The organism is Pseudomonas sp. RW407 (assembly GCF_003176655.1).
GTDB lineage: Bacteria > Pseudomonadota > Gammaproteobacteria > Pseudomonadales > Pseudomonadaceae > Pseudomonas > Pseudomonas delhiensis.
This window is the reverse complement of sequence record NZ_QGSL01000107.1, coordinates 553867-567246: the sequence shown is the minus strand read 5'-3', so window position 1 is coordinate 567246 and position 13380 is coordinate 553867. Positions and strand designations below refer to the sequence as shown.

The following is a 13380-nucleotide window of genomic DNA, read 5'->3' as shown; positions in this document are numbered from 1 at the left end:
ACAGGGCCTGACGAAAGCGCCCCGCCGCGGCGGGGCATTTGAAGAGTCGCCCGAACGCTGGTCGCAAGCGCTCGGGCGATCTTGTCATTGTGGAGATAGTGTAATGGTTGACTTTGTTCTGAATGCCCAAGCGCGTTCCGACCTGGGGAAAGGTGCGAGCCGCCGCCTGCGTCGTAATGCCGGTCTGGTTCCCGCGGTCATCTACGGTGGCGAGAAAGCCCCGGTTTCCGTGACCCTGGAACTGCGTGAAATCGCCAAGCTGCTGGAAAACGAGGCTGCCTTCAGCCACGTCATCGCCCTGAACGTCGATGGCGCCAAGGAAACCGTGCTGATCAAGGCCCTGCAGCGCCACCCGGCCAAAGGCTTCGTCATGCACGCCGACTTCCTGCGCGTCGTCGCCGACCACAAGCTGACCGCTCACGTTCCGCTGCACTTCCTCAACGAGGAAACCGCAGTCGGCGTCAAGCAAGGCGGCGGTGAAGTTTCCCACGTCGTCTCCGAAGTCGAAGTTTCCTGCCTGCCGAAAGACCTGCCGGAATTCATCGAAGTCGACCTGGCGAAAGTCGAAGTCGGTCAGATCGTTCACCTGTCCGACCTCAAGCCGCCGAAAGGCGTGGAACTGGTTCAGCTGGCCCATGGCAACGACCTGGCCGTGGCCAACATCCACGCTTCCCGCGTAGTCAAGGAAGAAGGTGAAGGCGCTGCCGAGTAATCACTCGCCAGCCTCTCAGCCTCCAAGGAAAGGGCCCTCGTCGTGACCGCCGTGCAACTGATCGTTGGCCTGGGCAACCCAGGCCCGGAATACGACCAGACCCGGCATAACGCGGGGGCCCTTTTCGTCGAGCGCCTGGCCGACCGCGAACGCGTCAGCCTGAACTTCGACAAGAAGTACTTCGGCCTGGTCGGCAAGTTCAACCACCAGGGCCGCGACGTTCGTCTGCTCATCCCCACCACCTACATGAACCGCAGCGGCCAGGCCGTGGCGGCGCTCGCCGGTTTCTTCCGCATTCCGGTCGAAGCCATCCTGGTGGCCCACGACGAACTCGACATGCCTCCCGGCGTCGCCAAGCTCAAGAAAGGCGGCGGCCACGGCGGGCACAACGGGTTGCGCGACATCATCGCCCAACTCGGCAACCAGAACGGCTTCCACCGCCTGCGGCTTGGCATCGGCCATCCGGGGCACAGCAGCCTGGTCTCCGGCTTCGTTCTCAGCCGCGCCCCGCGCAGCGAGCAGGAGCTGCTCGACACCAGCATAGATTCCGCCCTCGGCGTGCTGCCGGAGATGCTCGCAGGGGACTGGACCCGCGCGATGCAGAAGCTGCACAGCCCGAAGGCCTGACCCGTCTCCGCCAGAGGTACACAGCATGGGCTTCAACTGCGGCATCGTCGGCTTGCCCAACGTCGGCAAATCCACCCTGTTCAACGCCCTTACCAAATCCGGTATCGCGGCGGAGAACTTCCCCTTCTGCACCATCGAGCCGAACAGCGGCATCGTGCCGATGCCCGACGCGCGCCTCGACGCCCTGGCGGAGATCGTCAAGCCCGAGCGGGTGCTCCCCACCACCATGGAGTTCGTCGACATCGCCGGCCTGGTGGAAGGCGCCTCCAAGGGTGAAGGCCTGGGCAACAAGTTCCTCGCCAACATCCGCGAGACCGACGCCATCGCCCACGTGGTGCGCTGCTTCGAGGACGACAACGTCATCCACGTGGCCAACAGCGTCGACCCCAAGCGCGACATCGAGATCATCGAGCTGGAACTGATCTTCGCCGACCTGGAAAGCTGCGAGAAGCAGCTGCAGAAGGTCGCGCGCAACGCCAAGGGCGGCGACAAGGACGCGATCGCGCAGAAATCCCTGCTGGAGAAGCTGATCCCGCACTTCAGCGAAGGCAAGCCGGCGCGCTCGCTGATGAAGAACCTCGGTGACGAAGAGAAGCGCCTGGTGCGCGGCTTCCACCTGCTGACCAGCAAGCCGGTGATGTACATCGCCAACGTCGCCGAAGACGGCTTCGAGAACAACCCGCACCTGGACGTGGTGAAAGCCATAGCCGAGGAAGAAGGCGCCATGGTGGTGCCGGTGTGCAACAAGATCGAGGCCGAGATCGCCGAACTGGACGACGGCGAGGAGAAGGACATGTTCCTCGAATCCCTCGGCCTCGAAGAGCCCGGCCTGAACCGCGTGATCCGCGCCGGCTACGAACTGCTGCACCTGCAGACCTACTTCACCGCCGGGGTGAAGGAAGTCCGAGCCTGGACTGTCCGCGTCGGCGCCACCGCCCCACAGGCCGCGGCGGTGATCCACACCGACTTCGAAAAAGGCTTCATCCGCGCCGAAGTGGTCGCCTACGACGACTTCATCCAGTTCAAGGGCGAACAGGGCGCGAAAGAAGCCGGCAAATGGCGCCTGGAAGGCAAGGACTACATCGTCAAGGACGGCGACGTGATGCACTTCCGCTTCAACGTCTAAGCCCTGCCGGCGCGCCAAAGCGCCACTCCAGGCCTAGAAAAGGCCCCGCGCACCCCGCGGGGCCTTTTTCGTTCCCGCCCTACCGCTCGTCCCGCTAAACGCTTGAAAGAACAGAAAAATATCTAGCCAAAGGGGGTTGACAGTCCCCCGAAAGATCCGGAAAATGCGCGCCACTCGGCTACATAGCTCAGTCGGTTAGAGCGCAGCATTCATAATGCTGATGTCCCAGGTTCAAGTCCCGGTGTAGCCACCATTATTTTCAAGGGGTTAGCGAAAGCTAGCCCCTTTTCTTTTGGGGCGGCAGACTACAACCTATCTCCCCTCTTCCGCCCGCATCGCCATTCGCGAGGCCCTTGCATTCCCTCGGTAGCTAGCTCTAGCCACGACCGGCCAGTGGCTCAACTTCGTGCACGATTTGCTCACCATTTGCCGCATAGGCAGTGGCCAGCGCGCACGCGCTCTGCAGGTTCATCCAGAAATCAGCCGACGTGCCGAAGTAGCGAGCCAAGCGGATAGCCATATCCGCGGAGACATCTCGACGCTCGCGAATGATGTCGTTGACGGTCGGAACCGACACCTTGAGGGCTCGTGCCAAGGTCGTCGGAGTTATCCCCAGCTCCAGCAGGAACTCTTCATGGAGGACTTCCCCTGGATGGACGGGGCGCATTCCGTTGGTTTTCATGATCTCCCCCTCGTGGTAGCCCACTAATGGCCTGACTGAGTTAGCGATGGGAAGCGCAAGGCAGGCTACTTCTTCCAAGGATCGACATGGGCTGCGCATCGATCCAGATGCATAACGGCCGATTCCAGCTCAGCCCGTCCCAATACTGAAAGAACACGGGTATCGAGCAGGATCATTCGTCGAAGTCCGCCGCACGGGCCTTGCACTTGCTAACAGGAGGCTCGATGTCCAACTCGCTTATGGATGCAAAGCGTGCGTGAATCCGACTACCCAAGCCTCCCCGCTTTTCACTCCCGGAGAGCGCCTGAGCCAGGATCACCAGAATCTCCTCCTCCATCGAACGACCATGGCTAGCAGCAACCACACGAAGTTTGGCCTCGAGGTCTGCTTCCAGGTTTCTGATGGTGACGTTGACCATAGGAACCTCCAATGCGATCGGGATCAAAGCTCATCCAACGAAACATCCCTGGAAGGCTCTTCGCGACGCTGCTCCACGATCAGGCACAACTCGACATCGTCGTCAGCCGTTTCAGTAACGTCGGATATCTCGATCGACTGCATTAACGTAGATAGAGGCATGAAGGGCTCCAAGTGCTCAGGTGACATGCTCATGATGTTCGAGGAGCGTCCCGGAATGCTCTGCAAGATTAGGGTGCCCCTTCCTTGCATCCTGTAATGCCTGGCGAAGGTGTGCCGTAGGACGTGAACCGTCGACCTGGAGCCTCCACCTCCCCGTCCGCCGATGACCAGGCGGTTGATGTCATCTACTCCCCTTATCCCCCTTACGCGTCCTTTTACGACGATTCGGCTTGCCTGCCTCCATCTGAGCCAGCGAGCGTGCCAGGTGAGCGGCGTTAGCCGGGGACCTCAGCAAGTGGAAGGTTTCCACCAGGCTGTTGAAGTCATCGAGCCTGTCCATAAGCCGCATCTGTCTTTGCTCCCTATGCGGATATCGTCTTCCCCTCACAGGTACCTCACCCACTTCGCCCTGGCGCTGGCCTTCACGTCGCAGTTGGACAAGCACGACCCCATACCCGGAACGTCATCCGGCCTGTAGTCCGGCGGGAGGTCCGCCAGGTCGAGTTCGAGGTCGTTCAGGAAGTCGCTGCTGCCCTCTCCCCAGCCGGCGGCGGTGATGTAGCCGCGGATCTTGCTGTCGCCCGTGGCGGACAGGCGGTTGCCGGCGATGACGCTGCCGTTGATTTCGCTCTGGCTGCCGAGGCTGATGTCGCCGCCCTGGAACTGGCTGTCGACCACGCCGCCGGCCAGCAGTCCTATGTTGCCGATGGAGTTGCTCTTCAGCTTGCCCGTCGCCATGTCGCACAGGTTGCTGGGGTAGAGCCCCGTGAAGTCGATGTGGGGGTACTGGATGCTGCAGATGAACTTGAAGCCGCTGTAGTTGACCGCCGAGACGACCACCTGGCCGCCGGTGCTGATCGAGCGGGTCGACAGGAAGCTGTTGTGGTAGTTGCCGTTGGAGATGTGCAGGTCCCCTTCGAACCACAGGACGCCGGGCGCCAGGCTCTTGCCCGCCAGGGTCCACTTCCTGTTCCGGCTGTCGTAGGACAGGCAGCCCTGCTCGCTCGCGTGGCCCTGGCAGATCGTCCGGGCCTGCCGGCGATCGGCCGGGGCCGGGTCGAGGCAGTTGGCGCTGGTGTCGACCTGCAGGCAGAGGAAGTCCCTCCAGCCCCTGCCGTCGTGGGAGTAGTTGCCCAGGAAGTACTCGCCATCGGCGAGGCCGTTGACGTTGCGCACGGTCACCCGGCGTTGCCCCGCCGCGAATTCGAAGACGTAGTTGGCCCCCGCCTTGAGGGTGTAGGCGTCCACCGTCGGTTTCTGCGGCATGACGTAGGGTTCGAGCTTGGCCATCAGTTCGAAGCTGACTTCCGCCGGCGCCTGGACCTTGTCGATGGCCGGGCAGTTGCTGACGGCCAGCGCCCTGATGCTGTCGAACGTGGTCCAGCCTACCGCCGGGCAAGTGATGGTCGCCCGGCTGTTGATGGTCCGCACGTTGAGCCAGGCGTTGATGGCGATGTTCCCCACCGCATTGGCCGTTTCGGCCATGCCGTTGCGCAGGGTGAGCGTCCTGCCGGCGGTCAGGCTGCCGTAGCCGGAGCCGCCGGCGCGGATCTCGCCCAGGGCGTTGCCGGTCTCCACGCGGCCGTTGTCGATGAGCAGGTTGCCGTTGGTGTTCAGTTCTCCGCTCTGCGCCCCGCTCTGCATGGCGATGCCGCCCAGCGCCGAGCCCTTGAGCACGGAGGCCGAGCCTTTCAGCGTCAGGGTGCCGTTGGCGTAGGCCTCGCCGACGCTGGCGCTGCCTTCGAGGGTGATGTCCTTGGTCGCGCGCAGCGCCTCCACGCCGTTGACCGAGCCCTTGAGGGTCGCCGAGCCATCGACGTTGAGCTTGGCGTTTTCCTCGCCCTCGATATCGATGTCGCCGGAGGCGTTGAGATCGCCGTGGATGTCGATGACGCCGTCGTGCTCCGGGCTGGGGGCGCTGCCGGGCGTCACCTGGTAGACGACCCGCAGCAGCGTCGCCGCCTGCGCCACCGCATGCCGGTTGCGCAGGTCGGCGGTGATGCTGTACGCCCTGTCCTCCTCCGCCTCCCCGGGCGGCTCGACGTCGATGATCTTCAGCGTCAGCGCATTGCTTCCCAGGCTGGCCTCCCGCTCGTCGCCCACGGCCAGTCGGGCCAGCCGGGATTCGTCCTCGGGAAATTGCGAATCCTCCTCCGCCAGCTTCAGGAAGTACCGGCGGAAGACCTCCACGCCGGTCCAGACGCCGGCCTGGGACTGGCTGGCGGCCTGTGCCGCCACTTGCCGGTCTTGGTTGCCGCGCACACTGAAGATCAGCGACAGGGCGATGACACCCAGCGCCAGGGCGCTGACCAGGACGGTGAGGATGGTTGCCGCGCCGCGTTGGCGAGAAGGTGCATTCATGGTGGACGATCCCCGTCAGGCGTCGGATGCAGGAAGGTTGAGGAGGCAGATGCGATAGCTGACCGGAGGCACGTCGGCCCCGGCCTGCTGCGTCGAGCTGGGCGCGGAGAGGGTGACCGTGGGGTGCCTCCGGGCCTCGCCTATCGCGCCGAACGGCGAGCACACCTCCTCCGCCAGTTCGATGCGCAACTGGCTTTCGTTGCGGTTGCGGAACAGCAGCAGGTCCTCGGCCGGCGCCCAGGCGAGGCTCGCCAGGCCGGTACCCAGCGAGCAGTCGGGCGCCCGCAGGCGCGAGAGGATGCGCAGGGGCTGGCCGTTTTCCGCATCGCGCCCCGCCCGCTCGACGAGGCCGCCGCAGGTGGGCCGCGCGCCGTCCCGGAAGCGCCAGAGCAACGCCTCCCGGGGCTCCGCCTGGCCGTCCAGGGCGAGCCGGGCCACGGCCAGGGCCTCGCCCGCGCCTGCCGCCATGCCGTAGCCCGCCCCCTGGATGTCCATCTGCAGCGAGGCCAGGGCCGTGGCCAGCTCGCCGTCCTGGTTGGCCTCGCGCCTGGCCTGGGTGCCGATGGACGAGAAGGTCCTCAGGCTGGTCATCAGCACCAGCATCACCAGCACCGAGATCAGCAGGCCCACCATCAGGCCGACCAGGCTCATGCCCCCTTGCCGGCCGCTCATGCCCCGCCTCCCACGGCGATTTCGTCGCCATCCAGGGAGACCTTGAGCAGCAGCGGCGGGCTGATCTTCCCGAGGGTGGTGCCGGCCACCTGCACGGTGGTGGCGGCGCAGCCCGTGACCGTCACCGGGATCGGCCGGGCGGAGCCGGGCAACTGGATGACGGCCCCTTCGCGGGCGCACAGGTCGACGCCTTCCTGGCCATTGCGCTGCAGCAGGTCGCGCATCTGCGCCACCGCCAGGGCCTGCAGGTTGCCGTTGCGCTGGTTGGCCAGGGTCATGGCCATGCCCAGCGCCAGCCCCAGGCAGAGGATCGACATCAGCACCACGCCGATCAGGGCATCCAGCAGCACGTAGCCCTGCTGGCCGCGGGCCTCAGTGGAGGGAGACGGAAATACTGGAGCGTCCATAGACAAGTTCGAGCTCGTTGCCGGCGCAGGTGGCATCCATGCTGGAGCTCCCGCGGTTGTTGAAGGACATGCAGACCAGGGCGTGGCTCCCGGCCTTGGGGCGCGTGGTCAGCTTCTCGGGCAGGCGGGCCTGCCAGAGCACTGGCGAGGTACAACTGGCGGGGGTGTCGGCGTCCCTTGCCGAGCGCACGGTCAGCTGGCCCTTGCCCAGGCAGACGAAGCTGGCCGCCCGGTCCCCGCCGATGCCGTGCGGGTTGCGCAGCGCGGCGGCCTTGGCCCGGCCATAGGCCTCGCGCCAGATGCCTTCGGCGGTGTTCAGCCTGGCGTGCTCGACCCAGGCCGTGGTGAAGGGGGACGCGAGCATCGCCAGCAGCCCGATCAGCGCCACCACCACCATCATCTCGATCAGCGTGAAGCCGGCGTGCTTCGGGTTCATTTCCAGTCCCTGCCGCCGCCATGGGGGCAATCGCCCCGGCGCACGCCCTTTTCGTCGATGCTCATGTTGCAGTCCCTCGCCGAGCCGCTGAGCCCGGCGCCCCTGGCCTTGGCCCGGTAGCCACCAGGCAGCGAGCTCACCGAATAGCTGAAGGCCCGCTCGGACGGGCGCCAGCCGTCGAACTGCCGCATGACCGCGGAGGTGCCCTTGAACTCGCCCTCGGGAAAGGCCATCGCGCGCTGGTAGCCGGCCTCGATGACCATGCTCAGGGCGACGAGGTCCACCTGCGCGGAGCGGATCCGCGACTTGTTGATGTAGTGGTCGTACGCCGGGAATGCGATGGCGGAGAGGATGCCGACGACCGCAACGGCGACGAGCAGCTCGATCAGCGAAAAACCGCGCTGTCGACAATCGAGTGGACGATGACGCATGTCTGGACTTGCTCTGGAGGAGTGGGAAACGGTTCCGCGCGGCATTGCGCGTCTTTTTCCACTTAAAGTCACGGAGCGGGGAAAAGCCACCGGGAGAAAGCAAAACAACGGAAGGACTCACATTTAAGCGGCCGAACGGAATAAGTCCGCACTCGCTCTGCAAACCCCGTCAATCAAAAAGTCCAGCTTGCTTCTCAAAACGTTATATTTCTTAGGAATCTTCCGTAATACGGGCGCCCCGAATCGACGCGGCGTATATCCATGGGATCTCGAAAAAGCATCAGCCGGATGAAAAGTACAATCTAAAAACCGTAAATTACCGGGCGACTTGGATATCGCACCGAACTCACCAGGCAGAAATCACGCTTATCAACTTCCCCATATATTTCCTACAAACTTTCGAGAATAAGACTTCCTGAAAAGTAACGATTGTTTCACCCAGGGAAAAACTCCTTCGCACGCTCGTTAGCTAGCTAACGGCAACCCCGGACGCTACCTTTGTCCCGGCAGGTTCTTCCATTTCCTGCACTCCCGCATGGCCATTGCCCGCCCCCGCTCCGAGCGGGCAATGGTCTCTTTTTCCCGCTCGTTCAGGACGTCGCCATGCGTTACCTCGTCCGCACACTGGTTGTGGTTTGTCTTTCCCTGTTCCTGGGGCTGGCGGCCCGGGAATGGACCTTGTTCGTCCAGGCGCTGCCCATGGGCGGTGGCCTGCGCGCGATGCTCGCGGTGCTGCCGCTGCTGGCCGTGGGCAGCGGCAGCGCGACCTGGCTGGCCGCCCATCCCGAGCAGGGGTAGCCCTAGAGCCGCTGCAGCACGCCCTCGCCCACCACGCGGGTGGTTTCCAGGCCATGGTCGAGATGGCCTTCGTCGCGCAGGAAGCCTTCCACCGCGCGCTCGATGCGCGCGGCGCCGGCTTCGTCGTGCCAGTGGAAGCGCAGCAGCATGGCGGCGCTAAGGATGGCTGCCAGCGGGTTGGCGCGGCCGCTGCCGGCGATGTCGGGGGCGCTGCCGTGCACGGGTTCGGCCAGGACCAGTTGGTCGCCCATGTTCAGCGAGGGCGCCAGGGCCAGGCCGCCACCCCAGTGGCTGGCGAGGTCGGAGAGGATGTCGCCGAACAGGTTGCTGGTGACGATCAGGTCGAAGGCTTCCGGGCGCTCCACCAGTTGCAGGGCGGCCACGTCCACCAGGCGCTCGTCGAGCACGTCGCCCCAGCCTTCGGTCACCAGCAGGTCGCGGCAGGTGTCGCGGAACAGGCCGCAGGTCAGCGGCAACACGTTGGCCTTGTGCACCAGGGTGATGCGCCGCGCCTGGCGCTGCCGGGCGATGCGCGAGGCGGCCTGGGCCAGGCGGGTGCAGGCGGCGCGGCTGATCACCCGTTCGGCGACGGCCACGCCGTCGGCTTCCCAGTGCTCGCGGCCGCTGTACAGGCCTTCGCTGTTCTCGCGCAGGACCAGCAGGTCGACGCCGGCGCGGGGCGACACCACCGGCCAGGTGCGCACCGGGCGCAGGTTGAGGTACAGGCCCAGTTCCTGGCGCAGGCGCAGGATGGCGCTGCGGTAGCCTTCCACCTTGTGGCTGGGCGAGGACACCGCGCCGAACAGCCCGGCCCCGCATGCCCGCAGGGCCTCCAGGGTGGCTTCCGGCACCGAGGTGCCATGGCGCTGGAAGCAGTCCCAGCCCGCCTCGGCCTCGCGCAGGCGCAGCCCGGGCAGCAGCTTCTGCAGCACGGCCACGGCCGCCGGCAGCACCTCGCGGCCGATGCCGTCGCCGGGGATCACGCAGAGTTCACGCATGCTCGTCTCGTCGTGGACAACCTACCCACTATCTTCGGGCCAGCCGGCCCGCCCGGCGAGGCAGGCCGGACGACCGGCAGGGACGGCTCAGAGCTGGCCGATGGGGCGCAGGCGGTACTGCGGCGGCAGCTGGTCCAGGCCACTGACGGTGACGTTGAGGTTCTTCCAGCGGCCGTCCTTGATGCCGTAGATGCAGCCGTGCACCGACAGCGGCTGGCCGCGGTGCCAGGCGTTCTGCACGATGTTGGTGTGGCTGACGTTGGCCACCTGCTGGATGACGTTCAGCTCGCACAGGCGGTCGACGCGCTCTTCCTCGGTGGCGAACTGCGCCAGGTGCTCGCGGTACTCGTAGGCGAGGTCGCGGATGGTCCGCAACCAGCCGTCGATCAGGCCGAACTGCTGGTCCTGCAGCGAGGCGCGCACGCCGCCGCAGCCGTAGTGGCCGGTGACCAGGATGTGCTTCACCTTGAGCACGTCCACCGCGTACTGGATCACCGACAGGCAGTTGAGGTCGGTGTGCAGCACCACGTTGGCGACGTTGCGGTGGACGAACAGGTCGCCGGGCAGCATGCCGACGATCTCGTTGGCCGGCACCCGGGCATCGGAGCAACCGATCCACAGGTACTCGGGGGCCTGCTGGCGTGCCAGTTTGGCGAAGAAATCCGGGTCTTCGCGGTTGATCGCCTCGGCCCAGCGGGCATTGTTCTCGAACAGCTGTTCCAGGTCGCTCATGGTGGCTCCTCCTCTTCGGCTGGCGCACCTTACGTAACGCCGGCGGCCTTTGACAAGCGCTACCGCTCAGGGCGTGGCGTGCTGCCGCCACCAGCGCGGCAGGCGCGGCTCCAGTTGCCCGGCCAGCTGCTGCCAGGCAGCGTGCCAGGCCTCCGCCTCGGCGGCCAGGCGCGCCCAGTCGGGGTTGCGGCGGTCCAGCGCAGCGAGCTGCTCGGCCTCGAGCCAGGCGTGCCCGGCGCGCAGGGCCGCGGCGAACTCGGGGTCCACCAGGGCGCGCCGATGCACCGCCTCGAAGCGGCACCACAGCGCCTGCTCCAGCGGATCGTCGGCCTTGCTGAGCAGGCTGGCGCCGGCGGCCGCCTCGAAGCCCAGTGGCTGGAACAGCGACAGGCACGGCGCCGAGGTGCCGGTGGCGGCCAGGCGCGGACCGTCCGGGCCCAGGCGGGCGATGAGGCTGGCGGTGGTCTGCGAGGGGCGCCAGAAGCTGCCGGCGTGCATGCACACCTGGCGGTTGTCGTGGCGGGTGAAGTTGTGGTCGCGCCGGCCATGGTTGCGCAGGGCTACCACCAGGGCTTCCCAGCCGGGCTCGCGCGGGCAACTGGCGAGGAACTCCTGGTTCAGCCGCCGGCGCTGGTGCGCCCCGGCCACCCAGGGCAGCAGGCGGCCATCGAAGGCGCGGGCGAAGTGGAAGTCGCCGCGGCCGTTCCAGCAACCCAGGCGGCGCGCGTGGGCCGGCAGGTCGTGGCTGCACAGGTCGTACTCGTGGCCGATGCTCAGGGCGTTGGAGATGGCCCAGCGCTGCACCCGCCGGGCGGCCCACAGGCGGCCGGCGGTCTCCAGCACCCAGGCCTCGCCGGCGTCGGCGATGACGAAGCTGTTGTCGTAGCGCAGGCGCTTGTTGCGAAAGCCCGCCGGCCCGCCCTGGCCGTGGCGCTCCAGCAGGCCGGTGATCACCTCCAGGGCCTCGCGCGCGCTGGCGCCGCGCTCCAGGCCCAGGCGTACCAGGTCCATGCCCAGCAGCGCCTCGCCGCCCTGGTCCACCAGGCGGGTGAAGACCGCTTCGTTGCCGATGGCCACGCCATGTTCGTTGACGCCCATTTCCGCCCCCCACAGCCAACTGGGCTGGCTGAGGATGACGGCCTGGCGGTCAGGCACCTGGGGGATTTCCAGGTAGGTGGTGCGCAGTTGCCTGGCCGTATCGCCGTGCACCGCCGGCAGGCGCAGCAGGCGCTGCGGCTCGGAGGGCTCGCGGTCGCTGTTCTTGGCGAACCAGGTGCAGCCGTCGGCGCGCAGGACGAGGGTGTCACACATGGACACCCCCCTGCCGCGCGCCGGCGGCATGTGAGGCGGGAAGCGGATGACGACGGGCAGGCGCCGCCGCTGCAGCGGTTGGCTTCATGTCGCGACCTTGTTCTTGTTATTGATCGCCCAGCCTACGCCTGTGCGCGGCGGCCGGATATGGCCGGGATGCCGGTCAGTCGAGCAGCGTGCAGGCCATCACCAGGGCGTCCTCGCGCCCGCCCACCGCCGGGTAGTAGCCGCGCCGGCGGCCGATCTCGTTGAAGCCGAAGCGTTCGTACAGGCGGTAGGCGCTCTGGTTGGTCTCGCGCACCTCCAGGAAGCACTCCCGCGCGCCCAGCTCGCCGGCCCGCGCCATCAGGTGCTCGAGCAGGCGCAGGCCGAGGCCGCGGCCCTGGCTCTCCGGCTTGACCGTGATGTTCAGCAGGTGCGCCTCGTCGAGGATGATCTGGATGACGCCGTGGCCGACCTGCTGGGTGCCTTCGAACATCAGCCAGCAGTCGTAGCTCTTCAGGCCGTCGGTGAAGATGCCGCGGGTCCAGGGGTGGCTGAAGGCGGCGTACTCGATCTTGAGCACGGCATCGAGGTCCGCCTCGGTCATCGGGCGGAAGGAAATCGCGTCGGTCATTCTGCGTTCTGGTCCATCCAGCGCTGGCGCACCCGGCGCATGGCGCGCCACAGCTCGCCCTTGAGGGCGGGTTCGTCGCTCAGCCGCTCCAGGCCCGGGATGGCCCAGGCCACGCCGAGTTCCTCGATCTGCAGCTCGCGCAGCAACGCCTCGTCGTCCGCCTCGCCGGCGAAGCGCACGGCGGGCCGGCCGACCAGCCACAGGCAGCGGCACGGGCCGCTGTCTTCCAGGCGCGCGGCGACGAAGCCCTGGACGAATTCGCGGGCCGCCTGCGGACCCTGGTCCATGTTGCCGCCGGAGAGCAGCGGCCAGCGCACCGGCTCGCCGAGCAGTTGCGGGCTGTCCGGCAGGCCGGCGGCGCGCAGCAGGTCCTTGAGCAGCAGGTAGGCCGGGTCGCGGCTGGCCAGGGGCTCGCCGGTGGGCAGTTCGACCAGCAGCGCACAGGCGCCGGCGCGCAGCAACTGCAGGCTGAAGCGCGGCGGCGGCTCGACCGGCGCGCGTGGCGCAGGCGCCTCGGCTTCGGCAGGCGCCTCGGCGGCCACCGGCGTGCGGGCCTGGGCGGCGGGGCGCGGCACCACCACCGGGATCGACGGCCGGGCCTCGGGGGTGGGCGCCGGCTTCTCCGGCGCGGCGGCCGGCGTGCTGGCGACTTCGGGCGCAACGCTCGGCGCCGGGGCCTGGACGGGCTCCGGCGCTTCCAGCAGCTGCGGGCGCGAAGGCGCGGCGAAGGGCAGCACCACGCGCGGCAGCCAGGAGGCGACCTGCATGGCGCCAAGATAGGCGCGGCGGCGGGCTTCTTCGATCAAGAGTCCTGTACCTGTGGGCATCCTGCGGGCGCAGGGCTAAACGCAACGGAGCGGAATTGTCGCGTGAAACGCGCCCGACGGAAAGG

16 protein-coding genes, 1 tRNA gene and 1 pseudogene are annotated in these 13380 nt (G+C 66.9%); 5 read left to right on the top strand and 13 right to left on the bottom strand.

Annotated elements, in window-relative coordinates; translation table 11 throughout:
- Positions 1 to 103: 103 nt before the first annotated feature.
- The 4 genes from DK254_RS26600 to DK254_RS26585 all read left to right on the top strand — a co-directional run bounded on the left by DK254_RS26600 (position 104) and on the right by DK254_RS26585 (position 2718).
- Positions 104 to 712 (top strand): 50S ribosomal protein L25/general stress protein Ctc, encoded by a 609-nt coding sequence (locus DK254_RS26600; RefSeq protein ID WP_109936229.1) that lies wholly within the window; start codon positions 104 to 106, stop codon positions 710 to 712.
- A gap of 42 nt (positions 713 to 754) precedes the next feature.
- Positions 755 to 1339, top strand: coding sequence for an aminoacyl-tRNA hydrolase (gene pth, locus DK254_RS26595; protein WP_109936228.1), 585 nt, complete (start codon positions 755 to 757; stop codon positions 1337 to 1339).
- Positions 1340 to 1364: 25 nt separating this feature from the next.
- Positions 1365 to 2465 carry a redox-regulated ATPase YchF gene (gene ychF, locus DK254_RS26590; protein ID WP_109936227.1) on the top strand — a complete coding sequence of 367 codons (1101 nt, stop codon included), beginning with the start codon at positions 1365 to 1367 and terminating at the stop codon, positions 2463 to 2465.
- Between the two features lie 176 nt (positions 2466 to 2641).
- Positions 2642 to 2718 (top strand) — tRNA-Met (locus DK254_RS26585).
- Between the two features lie 123 nt (positions 2719 to 2841).
- Here the strand turns inward: DK254_RS26585 and DK254_RS26580 are convergent.
- The 8 genes and pseudogenes from DK254_RS26580 to DK254_RS35085 all read right to left on the bottom strand — a co-directional run bounded on the left by DK254_RS26580 (position 2842) and on the right by DK254_RS35085 (position 8033).
- Entirely contained in the window at positions 2842 to 3147 is a 306-nt protein-coding gene (locus DK254_RS26580) for a HigA family addiction module antitoxin (RefSeq protein ID WP_109936226.1), read from the bottom strand.
- A 172-nt stretch (positions 3148 to 3319) separates the two neighbouring features.
- Positions 3320 to 3565, bottom strand: coding sequence for an Arc family DNA-binding protein (locus tag DK254_RS26575; RefSeq protein ID WP_109936225.1), 246 nt, complete (start codon positions 3563 to 3565; stop codon positions 3320 to 3322).
- A gap of 342 nt (positions 3566 to 3907) precedes the next feature.
- Positions 3908 to 4057: pseudogene (locus DK254_RS35280) on the bottom strand (type II toxin-antitoxin system Phd/YefM family antitoxin); the annotation flags it as partial.
- 53 nt (positions 4058 to 4110) lie between these two features.
- Positions 4111 to 6087, bottom strand: coding sequence for a polymer-forming cytoskeletal protein (locus DK254_RS26565; RefSeq protein ID WP_109936223.1), 1977 nt, complete (start codon positions 6085 to 6087; stop codon positions 4111 to 4113).
- A gap of 15 nt (positions 6088 to 6102) precedes the next feature.
- Positions 6103 to 6759, bottom strand: coding sequence for a PilW family protein (locus tag DK254_RS26560; protein ID WP_146219653.1), 657 nt, complete (start codon positions 6757 to 6759; stop codon positions 6103 to 6105).
- Entirely contained in the window at positions 6756 to 7109 is a 354-nt protein-coding gene (locus DK254_RS26555) for a hypothetical protein (protein WP_109936221.1), read from the bottom strand. The genes DK254_RS26560 and DK254_RS26555 overlap by 4 nt, the downstream gene beginning before the upstream one ends.
- A 22-nt stretch (positions 7110 to 7131) precedes the next feature.
- Positions 7132 to 7602: a Tfp pilus assembly protein FimT/FimU gene (locus DK254_RS26550; RefSeq protein WP_109936220.1), complete on the bottom strand. Its 471-nt coding sequence runs from the start codon at positions 7600 to 7602 to the stop codon at positions 7132 to 7134.
- Positions 7599 to 8033 carry a type IV pilin protein gene (locus DK254_RS35085; RefSeq protein ID WP_109936219.1) on the bottom strand — a complete coding sequence of 145 codons (435 nt, stop codon included), beginning with the start codon at positions 8031 to 8033 and terminating at the stop codon, positions 7599 to 7601. The genes DK254_RS26550 and DK254_RS35085 overlap by 4 nt, the downstream gene beginning before the upstream one ends.
- A 603-nt stretch (positions 8034 to 8636) precedes the next feature.
- On the opposite strand from DK254_RS35085, the gene DK254_RS33930 reads away from it, so the two are divergent.
- Positions 8637 to 8831, top strand: a complete 195-nt coding sequence (locus tag DK254_RS33930) for a hypothetical protein (protein ID WP_089391182.1) — start codon at positions 8637 to 8639, stop codon at positions 8829 to 8831.
- Positions 8832 to 8833: 2 nt separating this feature from the next.
- Here the strand turns inward: DK254_RS33930 and DK254_RS26540 are convergent, their stop codons facing one another.
- The 5 genes from DK254_RS26540 to DK254_RS26520 all read right to left on the bottom strand — a co-directional run bounded on the left by DK254_RS26540 (position 8834) and on the right by DK254_RS26520 (position 13294).
- Positions 8834 to 9829, bottom strand: a complete 996-nt coding sequence (locus DK254_RS26540; protein ID WP_109936218.1) for an isocitrate/isopropylmalate dehydrogenase family protein — start codon at positions 9827 to 9829, stop codon at positions 8834 to 8836.
- Positions 9830 to 9916: 87 nt separating this feature from the next.
- Positions 9917 to 10561: a carbonate dehydratase gene (gene can, locus DK254_RS26535; RefSeq protein WP_089391184.1), complete on the bottom strand. Its 645-nt coding sequence runs from the start codon at positions 10559 to 10561 to the stop codon at positions 9917 to 9919.
- 66 nt (positions 10562 to 10627) lie between these two features.
- Positions 10628 to 11872 (bottom strand): C69 family dipeptidase, encoded by a 1245-nt coding sequence (locus DK254_RS26530; protein ID WP_109936217.1) that lies wholly within the window; start codon positions 11870 to 11872, stop codon positions 10628 to 10630.
- A 163-nt stretch (positions 11873 to 12035) separates the two neighbouring features.
- Complete coding sequence (gene rimI / locus DK254_RS26525; RefSeq protein ID WP_009617416.1) at positions 12036 to 12488, bottom strand: ribosomal protein S18-alanine N-acetyltransferase; 453 nt, start codon at positions 12486 to 12488, stop codon at positions 12036 to 12038.
- A complete protein-coding gene (locus DK254_RS26520; RefSeq protein ID WP_109936216.1) occupies positions 12485 to 13294 on the bottom strand; it encodes an energy transducer TonB in 810 nt (269 codons plus the stop codon). Before DK254_RS26520 ends, rimI begins: the two co-directional genes overlap by 4 nt.
- Between the last annotated feature and the right edge of the window lie 86 nt (positions 13295 to 13380).